Consider the following 18,547-nt stretch of genomic DNA (forward strand, 5'->3'; position numbering starts at 1 on the left):
GTCGCGCTTTTGCCCACCGGGAGGAACCAACCGAATGAGAGTCTGGGCAGTTGCCAATCAAAAAGGTGGAGTCGGCAAGACCACCACCTCCATCGCCTTAGCCGGCTTGCTGGCCGAAGCGGGCAAGCGTGTGGTCGTGGTCGACCTCGACCCCCATGGCTCCATGACCAGCTATTTCGGCTACGACCCGGATGCGCTGGAGCACAGTTGCTACGACCTGTTCCTGCACAAGGGCAGCGTACCCAGCGACTTGCCGGGGCAATTGCTGCTGCCCACCAGTAACGAAAGCATTTCCCTGCTGCCCTCCAGCACCGCGCTGGCGACCCTTGAGCGCCAGTCGCCGGGGCAGAGCGGGCTGGGCCTGGTGATCGCCAAGACCCTGGCGCAGCTGTGGCAGGACTTCGACTACGCTATTATCGACAGCCCGCCGTTGCTCGGCGTGCTGATGGTCAACGCCTTGGCGGCCAGCCAGCAACTGGTGATCCCGGTGCAGACCGAGCACTTGGCCGTCAAAGGCCTGGAGCGCATGGTCAGCACCCTGGCGATGATCAACCGCTCGCGTAAACAGGCGCTGCCGTTCTGCATTGTGCCGACCTTGTTCGACCGCCGTACCCAAGCGTCCCTCGGCACCTTGCGGGTATTACGCGATGCCTACCCGGACACCATCTGGAATGGCTACATCCCGGTCGACACGCGCCTGCGTGACGCCAGCCGCGCGGGCCTGACGCCCTCGCAGTTCGATGGCAAAAGCCGTGGCGTGCTGGCTTATCGTGCGTTGCTCAAGCACCTGCTGGCCCAGCAGCTTGTAGCGCAGGTGGCTTGATGAACCGTCCTGTCAAACTCAAGACCCGGCCGCAATTGGCACTGGAGTCCTACCTGGACGCCTTGCTGCAGGATGCGACCGAGGAACCCTTGCCGGAGCCGGTGCTGGAACTTGAACCGGCCATCGCCGCAGACACTATGCTGGATGAATTCCAGCTGGCCGTATTGGAAGAGCAGGCGCGTGACGCCCATGTCGTGGTCGCCCCTGTGGTGGCGCCGGTCGTGGCGGCAGTGCCGGTTGTGGCGCCGGTCGAGCCGGTCGTGGTTGAGCCCGTTGCAGACGTGCACCTGCCACCTAGCATCACACCGCCGCCGGACACCGGTGACGGCCGCCCATACTGGGCCGCCGAGCCCTTCGAATGCCTGTTATTCGATGTCGCCGGGCTGACCCTGGCGGTGCCGTTGGTGTGCCTGGGTTCGATCTATTCTTTGGACGGCCAGGAACTGACACCGTTGTTCGGGCAACCGGATTGGTTCCTCGGCATCCTGCCCAGCCAGGCCGGTAATCTTAAAGTGCTGGATACCGCCCGTTGGGTGATGCCCGATCGCTACCGCGACGATTTTCGCCAGGGCTTGCAATACGTGATCTCGGTGCAGGGCTACGAATGGGGGTTGGCGGTGCATCAAGTCAGCCGCTCGTTGCGCCTGGACCCGAACGAAATCAAATGGCGCAGCCACCGTGGCCAACGACCCTGGCTGGCAGGCACCGTGATCGAACATATGTGCGCGTTGCTCGACGTCGCCGAACTGGCCGAGTTGATCGCCAGCGGTGCCGTCAAGTCGATGGCACCGCACCCACGCAGTTGATTGAACAATAAGGCCCGCATGCGAATGCGGTTAGCGAAGCACACACGCCGGTTGAGCCGGCATTGAAGGGGTTCTAAGCATGAACAAATCAGCGTCCGCACAAGGTTTGGATGATCCAATCCTGCAATGGGTTACCTTCAAACTGGACAACGAAACCTACGGTATCAACGTGATGCGCGTGCAGGAAGTGCTGCGCTACACCGAGATCGCTCCGGTTCCGGGGGCGCCAAGCTATGTGCTGGGCATCATCAACCTGCGCGGCAACGTGGTGACGGTGATCGACACCCGCCAGCGTTTTGGCCTGGACACGGTCGAAGTCAGCGACAACACGCGTATCGTGATCATCGAAGCCGACAAGCAAGTGGTCGGGATCATGGTCGACAGCGTGGCGGAAGTGGTTTACCTGCGCCAGTCGGAAGTGGAAACCGCGCCGAACGTGGGCAATGAAGAATCCGCCAAGTTTATCCAGGGCGTATGCAACAAGAACAACGAGCTGCTGATTCTGGTTGAGCTGGATAAGATGATGAGCGAAGAAGAATGGTCGGAACTGGAGAGCATCTGATTGTTCTTCGAGGCGGCGGTGATCGTCCTGGCCCTGTTGTGGGCCGGGACTTTGGCTTTCCTGCTGCGCTACCTGCGCCAGCAACGGGAATTGGCCCAGCAGCAGGCTGAGCGCGATGCCTTGCGTGACCGACGCATCATCGATCTGGTCAAGCGTGTTGATCACTTCCAGCAAACGACGGTGAAGGTGGGGGATGAGGTGCATGAACTGCGCGCCATCCTCGGGCCATTGCCGGACAAGCTGGCGCAGATTGAACAGCGCGACCCGACGAGCTTGTCGTTCGCCCAGGCGGCGAAGTTGGTCGGCATGGGCGCTACGGTGGATGAGCTGACGCAGTCGTGTGGGTTGACCCAGGCGGAGGCGCAGTTGATGAGCAAGCTTCACAAGAGCTGAAGCCTGTGGGAGGGGGCTTGCTCCCGATTGCAGTGGGTCAGGCACCAGACTCATCCACTGGCCCACCCTCATCGGCAGCCCCCCTCGTACAGTGTCGCTGTTCGGGCCCCAACGAATTAATTTCCCTCACCCAATGACTTTTTCCCCCTCACCGAATGTCCACATCCTTCAGGAACCCTCAACCCCTGGAGTCAGCCACTCATGACCACCCCCAAAGCTCTATTGATCCTTCACGGCAAACAAGCCTTGAACGAGGACGTGCGCGCGGCCGTACAGGCTCGGCGCGAGCAGGGTGATGAGTTGGCCGTGCGGGTCACATGGGAAGGCGGCGACGCCCAACGCCTGGTCAATGAAGCCCTGGCTGACGGCTACACCCACATCATCGCCGGCGGCGGCGACGGTACGCTGCGTGACGTCGCCGAAGCCATGGCCCGGGCCAAGACCGACGCCAGCCTGGTCCTGATGCCCCTGGGCACCGCCAACGACTTTGCCCGCGCCGCCGGCGTGCCGCTGGAGCCTGCACAGGCACTGGCACTGCTGGACGTGCCACCTCGGGCAATCGACCTCGGCCAGGCCGGCGGGCAAATCTTCCTCAACATGGCCACTGGCGGCTTCGGCAGCCAGGTCACCGCCAATACCTCGGAAGACCTGAAAAAGGTCCTGGGCGGCGCCGCCTACCTGTTCACCGGTCTGACCCGATTCAGCGAATTGAAGGCGGCCTATGGTGAGCTGGAAGGTCCCGGCTTTCACTGGAAAGGTGATCTGCTCGCGCTCGGTATCGGCAACGGTCGCCAAGCGGGCGGTGGGCATGTGTTGTGCCCGGGCGCGTTGGCCGATGATGGCTTGCTGGATATCAGCATTCTGCCGGCGCCCCAGGAAGTGGTCGGCACTTTGCTGACCCTGATGAGTGACGGCTGGGGCCTGGACAATATGTTTGTGCGGGCACGCTTGCCCTGGGTCGAAATCAAGGTGGCCGAAGGGTTGTATATCAACCTGGATGGCGAACCGCTGCAGGGCGACGATTTGCGTTTCAGTGCGTTGCCCAAGGCCTTGCGCGTGCACTTGCCGCTGGGCTCGCCCCTAGTCGTCCAGGCTGATGATCTGCTCGCGAACGGCGAATAACACCAGGCCGGCGACGTCGTAGATCTGCAGGCGCTTCATGATCTGCGAGCGATGTGCCTCCACCGTCTTGATGCTCAAGCCCAGCCCCTGGGCGATTTCCCGGGTGGATTTACCGCGCACGATCAAGCGCAGGATCTCCAGCTGGCGTGCCGTGAGGGTGTGGTTGTGGGCGACGGGAGAGGCCGGCCCCTGGCTGCGGATCAACGCCTGGTTGATCACGGTGTGGGCAATGGCGGGGCTCAGGTAGCGCTCATTGTTGCGCAGGGCCAGCAAGGCGTGTTCCAGCTCGTTGGCCGTGGTGTCCTTGAGCAGGTAGCCGTGGGCACCGGACTCCAGCGCGCGCATGATCAACTCGGGGTCGGTGTGCATCGACAGGATCAGTACCTTGCTCTTGGGGTAGGCCGCCTTGAGCTGCTGCAAGGCATCCAGGCCACCGGTACGTTTCATCGACAGGTCCAGCAGCACGATGTCCGGCTGCAAGGTGCTGAAGGCCTCCAGCACTTGCGCGCCATCATCGGCTTCGCCAATCACGGTGTAGCCGGGGATATCCTGGATCAGCGCGCGCACGCCGGCCCGGATCAGAGCGTGGTCATCCACCAGGAATAGTGTGCAAGTCACTCAAGAGCCTTAGGGGCGCTGGCCCGTTCGAGGGCGCGGGGCGCCCAGGGTAAAAGTGCGTCGATCCGCGTGCCCTGGCCGGGTTGGCTGTTGACGGACAAAGAGCCTCCCAGTTGGTCGATCCGTTCGACCATGCCGGCCATGCCCCGCTGGCCCATCAGGCCCGGGTTGGGTGAGGGTGAAAAGCCACGGCCGTCATCGCAGATCATCAGCGACAAGCCTTCGGGCAGGCGCTGCAGGCGCACCCGCAGGTTCTGCGCCTGGGCGTGGCGGAGCATGTTGGTCACCGCTTCCTGGGTGATGCGAAAGGCGGCCACGGCCATTTCTTCGGGGATGCCGGTCAACCGTTGCTGGCATTCCAGGCTCCAGTGGATCGGGGTGTTTTCCAGGGTCTTGAGCAGGTGCGCGCGCAGGCTGGCTTCCAGACCCAGGCTGGCCAGCTGGCGCGGGTTGAGAATCGCCGAGACGTCACGCACTTTGGCCAGGGTCTCATTCAGGGTATTGCACAGCACCGTGCATTGACTTTGCAGGTCGTCCGGCAGTCGGCGCTTGAGCCATTCGCTTTGCAGTTTGGCGGCGGTCAGCAACTGGCCGATGTCATCGTGCAGGTCGCGGCTGAGCCGGTGGCGTTCGTTTTCCTGGACTTGCAGCAGGCGGTCGGCCAGTTCCTGGGGCTGGAACTTGATGGATTTGCGCGAGTGCCATTGCTGCACGCCCACCACGATCAAGGTGATGAGGTTGAGCAGAAGGATCGAGACCGGCAGGGGGGCGTTGTGGCTATAGGCCCACAGGCTGACCAGCAACGAGCACAGGCACAAGGCGAGGACCAGGCGGCGGGCATTGCTGCGGGACACGGACCTTGTGATGAGTGACTTGAGGCTGGCGTACATAGCGGATGGAGCCAATGAAGGTTCGCTGCGGGAAAGCCGGTCATGGGGGGTGACGGGCCTTTGTTTGGAATACGGTGCCGAATCGTTTTTGGACATGATGAAGTTGAGTCACTTCGAGCGGGGCATAGTACCACCACTATTACCGTCGGTCGCCTGGCGCCTTGCTCGATTGGCTTATTAACCAAGCCAATACCCTGAGTGGTAATCCCAGAGTTCAAAGTGAGTGAGTAGTTGTATTAATGAACTGGGTTGCATACATGGCTAATTGATATATCGGCCGCGCAAGATCGCCTCGACCGACTAACCCAAGGTCGTTTTTAGATAACTAACCGATTAAATACGACCTGGTCATTGCTCAAATCGTGTGGTGCAAACGTGATTGTGGCTTATTGCCGAAGTCTTTTTGTGGGATTTGCAAGGTGACCGTCGCAATCAGCGTTGTTTGTTCGCTTTCATCCAGCGCCAGTTCGCCGGTGCGCGTGTCGATCAACTCCAGTTGCCAGGCCAGCAGCGTCAGGCAGTCGTGCAGGGCGTCCAGTGCCTGATCATGCAATTGCATGGGGTTCACGGCGTTGGCAATCAGGCATTGCAGATGCCTGGAGAATTCACTGATCGCCTGCAATGCCAGGCCTTCGGCTTTTTCCGCCAGCTTGGCGAGGCTGGCTTTCATGCAGTCGATGGCATCGCTGTCGTTGCGAATCAAATGCAGGTGGCTCAAGCACTCTTCCGATTTGGCCAGCAGCATTTCGGCTTCCAGCAGGAACTCGGGAAGTGTGGTTTGCCATTCGTTTGCGCTATTCATCATGTAAGTCTCCGCAACATAAGGTCGGGTGATGAGATGTCGCACCGGGTGAATGGCGTAAAACTACTGCTGAAATATGACTGGAATCTGTAGGTCGGTTCTGAGATTGCAGTAGGAACGTTATTGAATTGACCACAAACGCCGCGCGTGGCCCTCGCTGTCCGGGGCGATTGCACAACTTTAGTTGCCGCCGACAGAGTGCCTGGAAGACCCGTGGGATGTGGGCTTGGTGTGGCAAACAAAAGCCTGACTCCATTCATGCAATGAGAATGGCGTCACATTAATGGCTATTAGATATCGCGAATATCAGGTTGGACCTGATTGTGTATAGGGGAATCCCTTATACGATGGAACCCTACGTCGATTCGGGTGTCGCGCGACGTTGCGGCAATGCTGGATGAAGGCGCAATTCAGTAAACCATGATGTCAGTGTGACATCAACTGATTTACGTGGCATTTTACTGGGGTCAAGGTCTGGCGATTGCCGCCGATAACTAGTCTTAACTGAGTTGCACAATTTCTCAGCGTGAATTCAACGCGCACATCAGGAGCTTTTAATGGCCGGCATTCTCGACACCGTAGATCAACGCACGCAGCTGGTGGGTGAGAATCGCCTGGAGATTCTCATGTTTCGCCTGGCCGGGCGGCAGTTGTTCGCGATCAATGTGTTCAAGGTGCAGGAAGTCCTGCAACTGCCCAAGCTGACCCTGATGCCCCAGCGCCATCCATTCGTGTGTGGCGTGGTCAACCTGCGTGGCCAGACCCTGCCGGTGATCGACCTGTCCCAGGCCATCGGCATGCGCCCGCTGGTGCCGGGGCCCGACAGCACCATTATCGTCACCGAGTACAACCGCTCGGTACAGGCGTTCCTGGTGGGGGGCGTGGACCGTATCGTCAACATGAACTGGGAAGCCATCTTGCCACCCCCGACCAGCGCCGGGCGTCAGCATTACCTGACCGCCATCAGCAAGGTCGATGATCAGTTGGTGGAAATCATCGACGTGGAAAAAGTCCTCGCCGAGATCGTGCCGTATAACGCCAAGGTCTCCCGGGAAAAACTCGAAGACCCGGTGCTGGAACGTGCCCGTGGCCGCGAAGTACTGCTGGTGGATGACTCCAATGTCGCCCTGGCGCAACTGCGCGACACCCTCGGGCAGCTCGGCGTGAAGATGCACATCGCCAGCGACGGCCTCAAGGCCCTGAATATGCTCAAGACCTGGGCCGACAGCGGCCAGGTGATGACCGACAAACTGCTGATGATCTTCACCGACGCCGAAATGCCCGAGATGGACGGCTATCGCCTGACCACCGAGATCCGCAACGATCCACGCTTGCGCGGGCTCTATGTGGTGCTGCACACCTCGCTGTCGGGCAGCTTCAACGAGTCGATGGTCAAGAAGGTCGGCTGCGACAACTTCCTGTCCAAGTTCCAGCCGGACAAACTGGTGGACGTAGTCCGCCAACGCCTGACGCTGGATCTGTAGTGAGCGGGCTTGCCCCGCGCTGGGGGGCGCAGCCGCCCCAAATCCAGGCACCTCGGTTTTTCTGATACACCGCGGCGTCCCTGTTGGGGCGGCTGCGCCCCCCAGCGCGGGGCGAGCCCGCTCACTACAAGGTGGTTTTGATTCTGGGGGCCTGCTCGTATAGGGTGGCGCTTTATCCTCCAGGAAAGCAGGCTCATGCTTCGTCTCAGCGCGTTGTACCGTTACCCTTTGAAGTCCGGCAAGGCCGAGGTCTTGCAGCGGATCGGCCTGGATAAACTGGGGCTGGAAGGGGACCGACGCTGGATGCTGGTGGACGAGGCCAGTGGGCGTTTCCTGACGCAACGGGCGGTGGCGAAGATGAGCCAGCTATCGGCGCTGTGGAACGCAGCCGGTGGCTTGACCCTCAGCACCCCAGGCGTTGCGTCGCTGGAAGTGGCCTTGCCCGGCAGTGACGCCGAGTTGCGCGGCGTGACCATCTGGCGCGACACCGTGCGCGTGCCGGATGCCGGGGATGCGGCCGCCGCCTGGGTCAGTGAGTTTATCGGCAAGCCCACGCGGCTGGTGCAGATGCCGCTGGCCCGCGCCCGTACCACCGAGGCGGGGTTCGGCAACGACGACGATCAAGTGGCGTTTGCCGACGGCTACCCGCTGTTGCTGATCGGCCAGGGCTCTCTGGACGATCTTTCGCGGCACGTTGGCCGCCCGATGGAGATGCTGCGTTTTCGTCCAAACCTGGTGATCGAAGGGGGGGAAGCCTTTGCCGAAGACGGCTGGAAGCGCCTGCGCATTGGCGACGTCGAGTTGCGCGTGGTCAAACCGTGCTCACGCTGCATTCTCACCACGATCGACCCCGCCACCGGCGAGCGTAGCGCCGACCGCGAACCTTTCGCCACGCTCGATAGCTATCGCAAGACGGAAAGTGGCGCGATGTTCGGCCAGAACCTGGTCAACGATGGCATCGGCTATCTCGAAGTCGGCATGCCGGTCACGATCCTGGAATAAAAAATGCCCGTCTCCTGCGAGACGGGCATTTTTTTGTCGGGCTGAAACTCAGCCGCGGTATTCGCACAGGTAAGCGGTGTCCACCGCGACCTTCAGCTGGAACTTGCTGTTGGCCGGTACGTTGAACTGGCTGCCGGCGGCGAAGGTTTCCCACTCGCTGGCTTCCGGCAGTTTGACGGTCAGTGCGCCGGATACCACGTGCATGATTTCACGCTGGGCGGTGCCGAACTCGTATTCACCCGGGGCCATCACGCCGATAGTCGCCGGACCCTCTGCGGTGCCGAAAGCGATCGACTTGACGGTGCCGTCGAAGTACTCATTGACTTTAAACATGGGTGAATCCTCGGAAAAGGGTCTGGAAAGGTCGGCCAGTATGCCCAAGCCCGGAGGAGCTGCCTAGACCGGCAAAATCAACGGCAGCAGGCGCGCGGTGTTGCGTGCATCTTCCAGCGCGCGATGTTGCTGGCCATGGAACTGCATCCCCGCCAATTGCAGGGCGCCATTGAGCCCCAGCGGCTTGTCCAGGCGCCGGGCCTTGGCGAAGCGCTGCTTGAGATTGACGTGGGTCGTTTGCGCCAGGACGCTGGTCAGGTCATTGCGCTGCCATTCCAGTTCCAGTTGCACACGATCGTAGTCGCCCCAGCTGGCCCAGCCTTCCAGGCGTGTCTGATGCTGGCCCAGCCAGCGCTCGAACAGTGGCCACACCTCGCTGAGCGGGGCGGCAGCATCGATATTGGCCTGGGTGATATGGGTCAGTTGGCGGCAGAAGGGCGTCAGCAAGGGGCGACGCAGCGGCCGCACAAAGCGCTGGAAATGATCCAGTTCACGGCCCTGGCGGTTGACCAGGCTGGCGCCGATCTCGATGACTTCCATCTCCGTCACGGGCCAGCCGCCTTCATCCGTTGTGGCTTCAAGGTCAATAATCAGCCAATGAGGCATCGCGCAGGTTCCCGTACTCTTTGTTTCCTGATGGGGATAGAGCGTAGCGTGACCTTGTAGTTCCGCGCTGTTTTTTCATCGAGGCCCGAGGCCGCCGCTATTCGATCTCCAGCAGCACCTGGCGATTGCGCACCTGATCGCCGGTCATCACCTGCACGCCTTTGATGACCCCATCGATGCCGGCGGTGAGCGGATGCTCCATTTTCATCGCTTCGAGCACCAGCAGCAGTTGGCCTTTGGTGACGGTTTGCCCGGCGCTCACGCGGATGTCGACAATGGCACCGTCCATCGGCGCTTTGACCGTGCCGCTGCCGGCGCTCGTCTGGCGGCCGGCGACTGGCTGGGTGCAGTGGGTAATGCTGAGACCCGGCAGCCATAACCGGGTGCCCTCAAGGTGGTAGGCGACACGTCGGCGAATACCGTCGAGTTCCAGGGTGGCATACCCGCCATCGGAGCTGAGTTGCAGGGGGGCGGCACTGACGTTGTGGATTTCACCGTTGACCTCCAGGCGGCAGGCCCAAGGCGCACTGGCGCTGGGATTGTTGCTCCAGCCCGCCAGAGCCGGTGCATGCGCACTGGCGCTGTGTTGATAAAACAGCGCGGCGGCCAGCGCGAGTTGTTCTTTTGTCGCGGCCTGAGGCGGGACTTCGCTGAAGTGCTCGGCGATAAAGCCGGTACTGAAATCGCCTGCGATAAAATCCGGATGCTTGAGCAGGTCGGCCAGCAATCGTTGGTTGGTGATCACGCCCAGCAGCAGGGTGTCTTGCACTGCGCGCAGCAGCTTGCGTCGGGCCTCTTCACGGGTAGTGCCGTGGGCGATGATCTTGCCGAGCATCGCGTCATAGAACGGGCTGATGCGCTGGCCTTGCAGTACGCCGTGGTCAGTCCGCGCACCGGCGGCCGGCTCCCAGCGCAGCACCTCGCCGGTTTGCGGCACAAAGCCCTGGGCCGGGTCTTCGGCATACAGGCGCACTTCCATGGCGTGGCCGCTCAGGCGCACATCGGCCTGTTCCAGCGGCAGCGGGTCGCCGGCGGCGATTTTCAGCTGCCAGTCCACCAGATCCAGGCCTGTGATCAGTTCAGTGACCGGGTGTTCCACCTGCAGGCGGGTGTTCATTTCGAGGAAGTAGAACCGGCCGTCGCGGTCGAGCAAGAACTCCACGGTGCCCGCACCCACGTAATTCACCGCGCGCCCAGCCTTGAGGGCGGCTTCGCCCATGGCCTGGCGCAACGCGGGCGTCATGATGGGGCAGGGGGCTTCTTCGATGACTTTCTGGTGACGGCGTTGGATCGAGCAGTCGCGCTCGCCCAGGTAGATGAGGTTGCCGTGTTGGTCGCCGAACAGTTGGATCTCGACGTGGCGCGGGTCGATCAACGCTTGTTCGAGGATCAGTTCGTCGCTGCCAAACGCGTTTTTGGCTTCGGAGCGGGCGGTGTGCAGACTCTCCAGCAGGGCGTCGGCATCCTGCACAAGGCGCATGCCACGCCCGCCGCCGCCGGCGCTGGCTTTGATCATCAGCGGGTAGCCGATGCGGTTGGCTTGCTGTTGTAGCGTGGCGTTGTCTTGTTGCTCGCCTTGGTAGCCCGCAACACAGGGCACACCGGCGTCGAGCATGGCGAGTTTGGACAGGCGTTTGCTGCCCATCAGTTCGATGGCCTCGACGCTGGGGCCGATGAAGGTCAAGCCGGCCTCCAGGCAGGCTTTGGCGAATCGGGCGTTTTCCGAGAGGAAGCCGTAGCCGGGGTGGACGGCGTCGGCGCCGGTTTTCCTGGCGGCATCGAGAATGGCCGGGATGTCCAGGTAAGACTGTTGTACGGGCGCGGGGCCGATGTTGACGGCTTCGTCGGCCATCTGGACGTGCAGTGCCTCGGCGTCGGCGTCGCTGTAGACGGCCACGGTGCGGTAGCCCAGGGCTTGGGCGGTGCGCTGGATACGGCAGGCGATCTCACCGCGGTTGGCGATCAGGATTTTGCTGAATGCGGGCATTGAGTTGTCCCTTGGTTGATGGGGGGGGCGGCTCGGGCCTCATCGGGAGCAAGCCCCTTCCACATTGTTGAAGTGCATTCCAACGGTGGGAGGGGGCTTGCTCCCGATGGCATCATTTGCACCACTCAGGCTGACGCTTTTGCACAAAGGCCTGTGTCCCCTCGATCCCTTCCTCCCCCCTGACGGCCTCGGCAAACCACTGTGCCCCCCGATCCAATACGTTCTCGAGCGGCTCATCCACGCTGGCCAGCAACAGCGCCTTGGTCCGTCCATTCGCCCCGGGTGCGCACTTGAGCACCTCGCCCAACACCTCATCCAGGCGCTGCGCCAGGGCCTGCGGATCCGTCTCGACAAAATGCACCACGCCCAACCGCTCAGCTTGCATCCCATCAAACCGCGCCGCCGTCAGCGCCAATCGGCGTGCCTGGGTCAGCCCGATTCGCTTGACCACAAACGGCGCTATCTGCGCCGGCAGCAGGCCCAGGCGGGTCTCCGGCAAGCCGAACTGCGCCTGATGATCGGCAATCGCGATATCACTCACACACGCCAAGCCAAACCCGCCACCCAGCACCGCGCCTTGCAACACCACGATCACCACCTGCGGCAGCGCTTCAACTTGCTGCAACAGCGTGCCGAACGCCCGATTCAATGCCTGTAACTGATCGCCGGCGTGGAGCATATCCTTCACATCCGCGCCGGCACAGAAATGCCCGCCGACGCCTGTGATCACCAACGCCCGTATCTGGCTGTCCAGCCCTGCCAGCACCGTGCGCAGTTCATTGACCATTTCCAGGCTCATCGCATTGCGGCATTCGGGTCGGTTGAGGGTGATGTGCAGCACGCCGTGATGTGCTTCGAGCAACAGGGTGTTCATGACTTTTTACCGGGTAAGGTGCCCATCAGTTTGCAGAGGATGCCCAGCATGATTTCATCGGCCCCGCCGCCGATCGACACCAGCCGCACGTCGCGGTAGGCGCGGGCCACCGGGTTGTCCCACATGTAGCCCATGCCGCCCCAGTATTGCAGGCAACTGTCGCTGACCTCGCGCCCCAGGCGCCCGGCCTTGAGCTTGGCCATGGAGGCCAGGCGCGTGACGTCCTGGCCTTTGATGTATTGCTCGGTGGCCTGGTACACCAGGGCGCGCAGGCATTCGATTTCGGTGGCCAATTCAGCCAGGCGAAAGTGGATCACCTGGTTGTCGATCAGCGCCTTGCCGAACGTCTGGCGCTCCTTGCAGTAGTCGATCGTGCTGTCGATGCAGTACTCCAGGCCCTTGATCATATTGGCCGCGCCAAACAGGCGTTCTTCCTGGAATTGCAGCATCTGCATCATGAAGCCCGCGCCTTCGTGGCCGATACGGTTACGCTGGGGCACGCGCACGTCATCGAAGAACACCTGCGCGGTCTCGGAACTGTGCATGCCGAGTTTTTCCAGGGGCGGGCTGACACGGATGCCGGGCGTGTTCATCGGCACCATGATCAGCGACTTGTTGATGTGCGGTTTGTCGTCGGAGGTGTTGGCCAGCAGGCAGATAAAGTCGGCGCTGGGGGAGTTGGTGATCCACATTTTGCTGCCGTTGATCACATAGTCGCCGTCGTCCTTGCGCGCATGGGTTTTCAACCCGGCCACATCGGAGCCGGCGCCGGTTTCCGAGACGCCGATACAGCCCACTTGTTCGCCGCTGATGGCTGGCCGGAGGAACTCGTCGCGCAATTCATCGGAGCCGAAGCGGGCGAGGGCCGGGGTGCACATATCGGTTTGCACGCCAATGGACATGGGAATACCGCCGCAACGAATGGTGCCGAATTCTTCGGCGGCGACAATCGAATAGCTGTAGTCCAGGCCCATGCCGCCGAATGCCTCAGGCTTGGAAATGCCCAGCAGGCCCAGCTCGCCGGCTTTGCGAAAGATGTGGTGGATGGGAAAGCGCCCGGCTTTTTCCCATTCATCCACATACGGGTTGATCTCGCGGTCGACAAAGGCACGGACGGTGCGGCGCAGTTCCTGGTGTTCCTGGGTGAAGATCATTGTTGTTGTTCTCCTGTTAGAAACGCGCCACGCCAAAACTGTTGGGCTGCAACTGCCTGACCTCGGCTTCGTGGCAGATATCCAGCAGCAACCCCAGCAACGTGCGCGTATCGCGGGGGTCTATCAGCCCGTCATCCCACAGGTTGGCACTGCCATACAGCGCAGTGGACTGGCTGTCGAGTTTCTGTGCGGTGACCTGTTCCAGCATGTCCAGCACCTTGGGGTCGGGCACCAGGCCGTCTTTCAGTTGTTTGGCTTCGGTGACGATGCGCAACACCTTGCCGGCCTGCGCGCCGCCCATCACCGCCGTGCGGCTGTTGGGCCAGGCGAAGATGAACCGTGGGTCCAGGCCGCGACCGCACATCGCGTAGTTGCCGGCACCGTAGGAGCCGCCGACCACAATCGTGAGTTTAGGCACCCGCGCCGTCGCCACGGCCTGGATCATCTTCGCGCCATGCTTGATCACGCCTTGCTGCTCCGATTCGGTGCCGACCATGAAACCGGTGGTGTTGTGCAGGAACAGCAGCGGCGTGCGGCTCTGGTCGCATAGCTGGATAAACTGCGCGGCTTTGCTGGCCCCCTTGGGCGTGATCGGGCCGTTGTTGCCGATCACGCCCAGCGCACGGCCCTGGATGTGCAAGTGGCCGCACACGGTGTGGGCGTCGAACTCGCCCTTGAATTCGAGGAAGGCGGAGCCGTCCGCCAGGCGCGCGAGGATTTCACGCACGTCGTAGGGCTTTTTCGGGTCATCGGGGATCAACCCCAGCAGTTCGTCGATGGGGTACAACGGTTCTGTGTAAGACCGCTTCGGGGCGGGCGGCAGTCGGTCATTCCAGGGCAGCAGGGCGACGATTTCGCGCACGATACGCACGCCGTCCGCATCATTTTCCGCCAGGTACTCCGCCGTGCCGGCGGTTTGCGCATGCATTTCAGCGCCGCCCAAGGCTTCATCGGTCGCCACTTCGCCGGTGGCGGCCTTGAGCAGAGGCGGCCCGGCGAGGAACAGCTTGGCGTTGCCGCGCACGACCACCACGTAATCCGACAGCCCGGGCTGATAGGCCCCACCCGCCGTGGCGGAGCCATGCACCACGGTGATCTGCGGCAAGCCCATGGCCGACATGCGTGCCTGATTGGCAAAGCTGCGGGCGCCTTCGACAAAAATCTCGGCGGCATAGTTGAGGTTCGCGCCGCCACTTTCCGCCAGGGTCACCACCGGCAGTTTGTTCTCCATGGCGATCTGTTGCAGGCGCAGGGATTTCTTCAGGCCCGTGGGGGAAATGGTCCCGCCCTTGATCGCACTGTTATTGGCCACCACCAGCATGCGCACGCCACTGACGTAGCCGATGCCGGCGATCAAGCCACCGCCGGCGGCGCTGCCGTCCTTGTCATCGTGGAGTTTGTAGCCGGCCAGGCTCGCCAGTTCAAGAAACGGTGCGCCGGGGTCCAACAGCAGGTTGAGGCGTTCGCGGGGCAGCAGTTGGTTGCGCCGCTCGAACTTGGGTCTGGCCTCCTGCGCTTTGCTCAGCAGCTGCTGTTGCAGTTGGTGCAGTTGTTGAAGGCTGGTCAACAGGGCTTCGCGGTTTTGCGCGAATTGCGGGCTATGGATGTCGATCCGGGTTTCGATCACCGGCATGGTGTTATTGCTCCGCCTTGAGCACATCGGGCACAGACGCACGATGGAAACCATTGAACGACGCGCTGGGTGGCTGCGCCTTGTGCAGCGGCCAGGCGCGGCTGCCCAGGCTGGCGGCGCCGTCGATGCGCAGGGTGCTGCCGCTAATGAAGGCCGCGGCGGGGCTGAGCAGGAACACAATGGCGGCGCTGACCTCCGACTCTGTGCCGATGCGCTTGAGCGGCACCTGTTCGCGCAACGTCGGGATCACCGCCTTGAAGGCGCCTTCGTAAGTGTCCATGCCGCTGGAGGCAATCCAGCCCGGCGCCACGGCATTGACCCGCACACCGGCGTAACCCCATTCGAACGCGGCGGTCTTGGTGAAGTTGTCCATGCCCGAGCGGGCCGCTCCGGAGTGACCCATGCCGGGCATGCCGCCCCACATGTCGGCGAGCATGTTGACGATGGCGCCGCCGTGCTGGCTCATGGATTGGTTGAACACTTCACGGGCCATCAGGAAGCCGCCGACCAGGTTGGTACGCAGTACGGTTTCAAAACCTTTCTGATTGATCGAGGCGAGTGGCGATGGGTACTGGCCGCCGGCGTTATTCACCAGCCCGTGGATCGGCCCGTGCTCGCCGATGAGCTGGCTGACGAGTGCTTTGACCGCCGCTTCATCGCGAATATCGCAAGCCTGCCAGTGGGCGTTGCCACCGTCCTGGGCTATCTCCGCCGCTACTGCCTGGAGTTTTTCCGGTTTGCGCCCCACGAGTATTACCTGGGCGCCCAGGGCCGCCAGTTCATGGGCGGTGCAGCGGCCAATACCGCTGCCGCCTCCCGTGACAATCAGGGTTTGCCCTTGGAACAGGTTGGCTTTGAAGATCGAGTCGAAGGCCACGGCAACGGTCCTTTAGCGAAGTTGATCGGCAATGTGCTGCGGCACGGCAATGGGGATTTCCAGCAGTTGCTGGGCAAACGCCTTGCCTTGCGGGTCGATGCGCAGGCTGGCGATACCACCGCCGCCCAGGGCGTTTTCCAGCAGGAAATTCAGGCTGTGGCTGCCGGGCAAATACCAGCGCTCGACGCGGCCATGCAGGGGGTCGAGCACATGGCTCATCCAATCGACGATCACTTCCGGGGTCAGCGCTTCGGCGATCCACGGCAGGTACTCGGGGTCGCGGGCGATCACACCGATGTTGCTGTGGTTGCCCTTGTCCCCGGAGCGCGCCACGGCCAGTTTCACCAGCGGTACGCTGGCATCTGCGCGGCCTTGAGGCTTGGGTGGATCAAGCGGTGCGGCCGGCGTGGCGAGCGCATGCACGGGCGGTAACGCGCAGGCGTGGCGTTGGCCTTGGCATTCGACCAGTGGCTCACACGCGGTTTTGTCGACCAGGAACGAAAACAGTCGGATCAACGGGTAGACCGAAGGTCGCCCACCGACGATGCCGGTCAGGCCCGGTGCCATGCCGGTCGCCGCCTGGGCGATTTCACGGGCGAACAGCAGCAATGCCTGCTTGTTCGGGTGGCGCACGGCGAGCTTCACCACCACTTCGCGGCTGTCGTGGCGTTGGGCGTGGGCGCCGTAGGTGGCTTCGCTGCCCAGCAGTTCGATATTCACTTCGGTGTAGGGCCCCCAACCGCGCTGGCTGAAAAGCTCCGACGTCTTGTTGATGATCGCCTGGCTGACGCGCTCGGCCTTGGCCACCGCATCGATCCCGGCCAGCAGGCAACTGGCGGTACAGCGAAAGCCATCCAGGTAAGTGGCGCTGACTTTGTACTGCGCAGTGGGCGGCAAGCCCTTGGCGCCGTGCAGGCGTACGCAGTTTTTGCCCTGTTGCTGCAAGCGCACCTGGCTGAAATCGCAGATCACATCGGGCAACAGGTACGCACGCGGGTCGCCGATTTCATACAGCAGTTGCTCGGCCACGCTGAGTTCACTGATCAACCCGCCCGTACCCTCGACTTTGTTCACGGTGAACTGGCCGTCGGCGCTCACCTCGACGATGGGGAAGCCGATGTGTTCGTAGTCCGGCACGTCGCGCCAATCGGTGAAGTTGCCGCCGGTGCACTGTGCGCCGCATTCGATAATGTGCCCGGCCAGGGCGGCTTGGGCCAGGCGGTCATAGTCCTGCCAGGACCAGCCGAACTCATGCACCAGTGCGGCACTGACCACGGCGCTGTCGACCACCCGGCCGGTGATGACGATATCGGCACCCAGCGCCAGCGCCTGGACGATGCCGGGAGCGCCTAGATAAGCGTTGGCGGACACGCAGGCCGGCGGCAGCGGCGCGCCGTTGAACAGGTCGGTGACGCCGTGCAGTTGCTTGAGCCGGGGTTGCAGGTCGTCGCCCAGCAGCACGGCGATTTTCAGCGGCAGCCGGGCTTCATCGCAGGCCGCCTGGAGCGCCGCAGCGCAGGCTTGTGGATGGATGCCGCCGGCGTTGCTGATCACGCGGATGCCCTGGCGCTGGATCTCGGCCAACAGTGGCGTGAGCACCTCGACGAAGTCGGTGGCGTAGCCGGCCTGGGGATCTTTCAAGCGCGCCCCGGCGAGGATCGACATTGTGACTTCCGCCAGGTAGTCGAACACCAGGTAGTCCAGCGCGCCGCCCTGCACCAACTGGGCGGCAGCCGTGCTGGTATCGCCCCAGAAAGCGCTGGCGCAGCCGATACGAACCGTCTTGCTCATGAGAAATCCTTCCTCGAATGGCTGGGTCGAGACTACCAAGCAAGCGCTTGGTTTGTAAACTCCCGGCACAAGTTCTGCCCAAGCGCTTGCTTGGGTGGCGGTCACAGCCTAAATTGCCGCCCAAGACGTTAGTAGAAATAAAGGAGAGCAGCATGGATGAGCACAAAGCCCAGCGGGTGATGCGCACCATGGTCGATGGCGGCCAATTGACCGACCCCGACAGCGCCCGGGGCAAATTGCTGCAAACCGCGGCTCACCTGTTTCGCAACAAGGGCTTTGAACGCACCACGGTGCGCGATCTGGCCGGCGCCGTGGGCATTCAGTCCGGCAGCATCTTTCATCACTTCAAAAGCAAGGACGAGATCCTGCGTGCGGTGATGGAGGAAACCATCCACTACAACACCGCGATGATGCGTGCTTCCCTCGAGGAGGCGAGCAACGTGCGCGAACGGGTGCTGGCGCTGATCCGCTGCGAATTGCAGTCGATCATGGGCGGCAGTGGCGAGGCAATGGCGGTGCTGGTCTACGAATGGCGCTCGCTGTCGGCCGAAGGCCAGGCGCGGGTATTGGCGCTGCGCGATGTGTACGAAAATATCTGGCTGCAAGTGCTGGAGGAGGCGAAGGCCGCCGGGTACATCAAGGGGGATGTGTTTATTACGCGGCGCTTCCTGACCGGTGCCTTGTCCTGGACCACCACCTGGTTTCGTGCCCAGGGCAGCCTGACACTTGAGCAATTGGCTGACGAAGCCCTGCTGATGGTGCTGAAGTCCGATTGAGGCGCAAGCTGTTA

General features: G+C 62.2%; 19 protein-coding genes. 8 read left to right on the forward strand and 11 right to left on the reverse strand.

All coding sequences use genetic code 11. The features are described 5' to 3' along the window. Positions 1-34 precede the first annotated feature (34 nt). The 5 genes from JBE38_RS01745 (at position 35) to yegS (ending at position 3,706) form a co-directional block, all read left to right on the forward strand. Complete coding sequence (locus JBE38_RS01745) at positions 35-823, forward strand: ParA family protein (RefSeq protein WP_060756013.1); 789 nt, start codon at positions 35-37, stop codon at positions 821-823. Continuing rightward, positions 823-1,629, forward strand: a complete 807-nt coding sequence (locus tag JBE38_RS01750; protein WP_205343417.1) for a CheW domain-containing protein — start codon at positions 823-825, stop codon at positions 1,627-1,629. The genes JBE38_RS01745 and JBE38_RS01750 overlap by 1 nt, the downstream gene beginning before the upstream one ends. Positions 1,630-1,708: 79 nt before the next feature. Beyond that, entirely contained in the window at positions 1,709-2,191 is a 483-nt protein-coding gene (locus tag JBE38_RS01755) for a chemotaxis protein CheW (RefSeq protein WP_005790025.1), read from the forward strand. Continuing rightward, positions 2,192-2,584: a DUF2802 domain-containing protein gene (locus JBE38_RS01760; protein WP_060756010.1), complete on the forward strand. Its 393-nt coding sequence runs from the start codon at positions 2,192-2,194 to the stop codon at positions 2,582-2,584. Positions 2,585-2,785: 201 nt separating this feature from the next. Next, positions 2,786-3,706: a lipid kinase YegS gene (yegS, locus tag JBE38_RS01765; RefSeq protein WP_104994416.1), complete on the forward strand. Its 921-nt coding sequence runs from the start codon at positions 2,786-2,788 to the stop codon at positions 3,704-3,706. Here the strand turns inward: yegS and JBE38_RS01770 are convergent. The 3 genes from JBE38_RS01770 to JBE38_RS01780 form a co-directional block, all read right to left on the reverse strand. Then, positions 3,665-4,324, reverse strand: a complete 660-nt coding sequence (locus JBE38_RS01770; protein ID WP_205343418.1) for a response regulator — start codon at positions 4,322-4,324, stop codon at positions 3,665-3,667. The two genes, yegS and JBE38_RS01770, sit on opposite strands and share 42 nt — an antisense overlap. Beyond that, a complete protein-coding gene (locus JBE38_RS01775) occupies positions 4,321-5,214 on the reverse strand; it encodes a sensor histidine kinase (RefSeq protein ID WP_205343634.1) in 894 nt (297 codons plus the stop codon). The genes JBE38_RS01770 and JBE38_RS01775 overlap by 4 nt, the downstream gene beginning before the upstream one ends. 355 nt (positions 5,215-5,569) lie before the next feature. Continuing rightward, positions 5,570-6,019 carry a hypothetical protein gene (locus tag JBE38_RS01780; protein WP_205343419.1) on the reverse strand — a complete coding sequence of 150 codons (450 nt, stop codon included), beginning with the start codon at positions 6,017-6,019 and terminating at the stop codon, positions 5,570-5,572. Between the two features lie 554 nt (positions 6,020-6,573). Here JBE38_RS01780 and JBE38_RS01785 point away from each other — a divergent pair. Both JBE38_RS01785 and JBE38_RS01790 read left to right on the forward strand, forming a co-directional pair. Next, a complete protein-coding gene (locus JBE38_RS01785) occupies positions 6,574-7,500 on the forward strand; it encodes a chemotaxis protein CheV (RefSeq protein ID WP_060756006.1) in 927 nt (308 codons plus the stop codon). A gap of 195 nt (positions 7,501-7,695) precedes the next feature. Then, positions 7,696-8,502 (forward strand): MOSC domain-containing protein, encoded by an 807-nt coding sequence (locus JBE38_RS01790; protein WP_205343420.1) that lies wholly within the window; start codon positions 7,696-7,698, stop codon positions 8,500-8,502. Between the two features lie 48 nt (positions 8,503-8,550). Here JBE38_RS01790 and ppnP read toward each other — a convergent pair whose 3' ends face one another. From ppnP to JBE38_RS01830, 8 genes are all read right to left on the reverse strand, one after another. Next, complete coding sequence (gene ppnP / locus JBE38_RS01795; protein ID WP_060756004.1) at positions 8,551-8,835, reverse strand: pyrimidine/purine nucleoside phosphorylase; 285 nt, start codon at positions 8,833-8,835, stop codon at positions 8,551-8,553. Between the two features lie 63 nt (positions 8,836-8,898). Then, entirely contained in the window at positions 8,899-9,441 is a 543-nt protein-coding gene (locus JBE38_RS01800) for an exonuclease domain-containing protein (protein WP_060756003.1), read from the reverse strand. A gap of 97 nt (positions 9,442-9,538) precedes the next feature. Further along, on the reverse strand, positions 9,539-11,428 hold the full coding sequence (locus JBE38_RS01805) for an acetyl-CoA carboxylase biotin carboxylase subunit (RefSeq protein ID WP_205343421.1): 1,890 nt from the start codon (positions 11,426-11,428) through the stop codon (positions 9,539-9,541). Positions 11,429-11,540: 112 nt separating this feature from the next. After that, a complete protein-coding gene (locus JBE38_RS01810; protein ID WP_104994412.1) occupies positions 11,541-12,302 on the reverse strand; it encodes an enoyl-CoA hydratase/isomerase family protein in 762 nt (253 codons plus the stop codon). Further along, on the reverse strand, positions 12,299-13,456 hold the full coding sequence (atuD, locus tag JBE38_RS01815; RefSeq protein ID WP_090369552.1) for a citronellyl-CoA dehydrogenase: 1,158 nt from the start codon (positions 13,454-13,456) through the stop codon (positions 12,299-12,301). Before atuD ends, JBE38_RS01810 begins: the two co-directional genes overlap by 4 nt. Positions 13,457-13,472: 16 nt before the next feature. Next, the gene (locus tag JBE38_RS01820) at positions 13,473-15,089 is read right to left on the reverse strand and encodes an acyl-CoA carboxylase subunit beta (protein ID WP_205343422.1); all 1,617 of its coding nucleotides are present in this window, start codon (positions 15,087-15,089) and stop codon (positions 13,473-13,475) included. Between the two features lie 4 nt (positions 15,090-15,093). Beyond that, the gene (locus JBE38_RS01825; RefSeq protein WP_205343423.1) at positions 15,094-15,966 is read right to left on the reverse strand and encodes an SDR family oxidoreductase; all 873 of its coding nucleotides are present in this window, start codon (positions 15,964-15,966) and stop codon (positions 15,094-15,096) included. 12 nt (positions 15,967-15,978) lie between these two features. Continuing rightward, positions 15,979-17,757, reverse strand: a complete 1,779-nt coding sequence (locus JBE38_RS01830) for an acyclic terpene utilization AtuA family protein (protein ID WP_205343424.1) — start codon at positions 17,755-17,757, stop codon at positions 15,979-15,981. 152 nt (positions 17,758-17,909) lie between these two features. On the opposite strand from JBE38_RS01830, the gene JBE38_RS01835 reads away from it, so the two are divergent. Next, a complete protein-coding gene (locus JBE38_RS01835; RefSeq protein ID WP_060755996.1) occupies positions 17,910-18,533 on the forward strand; it encodes a TetR/AcrR family transcriptional regulator in 624 nt (207 codons plus the stop codon). The last annotated feature ends 14 nt before the right edge of the window (positions 18,534-18,547 follow it).

Source organism: Pseudomonas sp. ICBG1301 (assembly GCF_016918385.1).
GTDB classification, from domain to species: Bacteria; Pseudomonadota; Gammaproteobacteria; order Pseudomonadales; family Pseudomonadaceae; genus Aquipseudomonas; species Aquipseudomonas palleroniana.

What these genes read in the sequence shown, in the direction of transcription:
- JBE38_RS01745 (WP_060756013.1), top strand. Translation starts at nt 35, where the DNA reads ATGAGAGTCTGGGCAGTTGCCAATCAAAAAGGTGGAGTCGGCAAGACC.
- JBE38_RS01750 (WP_205343417.1), top strand. Translation starts at nt 823, where the DNA reads ATGAACCGTCCTGTCAAACTCAAGACCCGGCCGCAATTGGCACTGGAG.
- JBE38_RS01755 (WP_005790025.1), top strand. Translation starts at nt 1,709, where the DNA reads ATGAACAAATCAGCGTCCGCACAAGGTTTGGATGATCCAATCCTGCAA.
- yegS (WP_104994416.1), top strand. Translation starts at nt 2,786, where the DNA reads ATGACCACCCCCAAAGCTCTATTGATCCTTCACGGCAAACAAGCCTTG.
- JBE38_RS01775 (WP_205343634.1), bottom strand. Translation starts at nt 5,214, where the DNA reads ATGTACGCCAGCCTCAAGTCACTCATCACAAGGTCCGTGTCCCGCAGC.
- JBE38_RS01780 (WP_205343419.1), bottom strand. Translation starts at nt 6,019, where the DNA reads ATGATGAATAGCGCAAACGAATGGCAAACCACACTTCCCGAGTTCCTG.
- JBE38_RS01785 (WP_060756006.1), top strand. Translation starts at nt 6,574, where the DNA reads ATGGCCGGCATTCTCGACACCGTAGATCAACGCACGCAGCTGGTGGGT.
- JBE38_RS01790 (WP_205343420.1), top strand. Translation starts at nt 7,696, where the DNA reads ATGCTTCGTCTCAGCGCGTTGTACCGTTACCCTTTGAAGTCCGGCAAG.
- ppnP (WP_060756004.1), bottom strand. Translation starts at nt 8,835, where the DNA reads ATGTTTAAAGTCAATGAGTACTTCGACGGCACCGTCAAGTCGATCGCT.
- JBE38_RS01800 (WP_060756003.1), bottom strand. Translation starts at nt 9,441, where the DNA reads ATGCCTCATTGGCTGATTATTGACCTTGAAGCCACAACGGATGAAGGC.
- JBE38_RS01805 (WP_205343421.1), bottom strand. Translation starts at nt 11,428, where the DNA reads ATGCCCGCATTCAGCAAAATCCTGATCGCCAACCGCGGTGAGATCGCC.
- JBE38_RS01810 (WP_104994412.1), bottom strand. Translation starts at nt 12,302, where the DNA reads ATGAACACCCTGTTGCTCGAAGCACATCACGGCGTGCTGCACATCACC.
- atuD (WP_090369552.1), bottom strand. Translation starts at nt 13,456, where the DNA reads ATGATCTTCACCCAGGAACACCAGGAACTGCGCCGCACCGTCCGTGCC.
- JBE38_RS01820 (WP_205343422.1), bottom strand. Translation starts at nt 15,089, where the DNA reads ATGCCGGTGATCGAAACCCGGATCGACATCCATAGCCCGCAATTCGCG.
- JBE38_RS01830 (WP_205343424.1), bottom strand. Translation starts at nt 17,757, where the DNA reads ATGAGCAAGACGGTTCGTATCGGCTGCGCCAGCGCTTTCTGGGGCGAT.
- JBE38_RS01835 (WP_060755996.1), top strand. Translation starts at nt 17,910, where the DNA reads ATGGATGAGCACAAAGCCCAGCGGGTGATGCGCACCATGGTCGATGGC.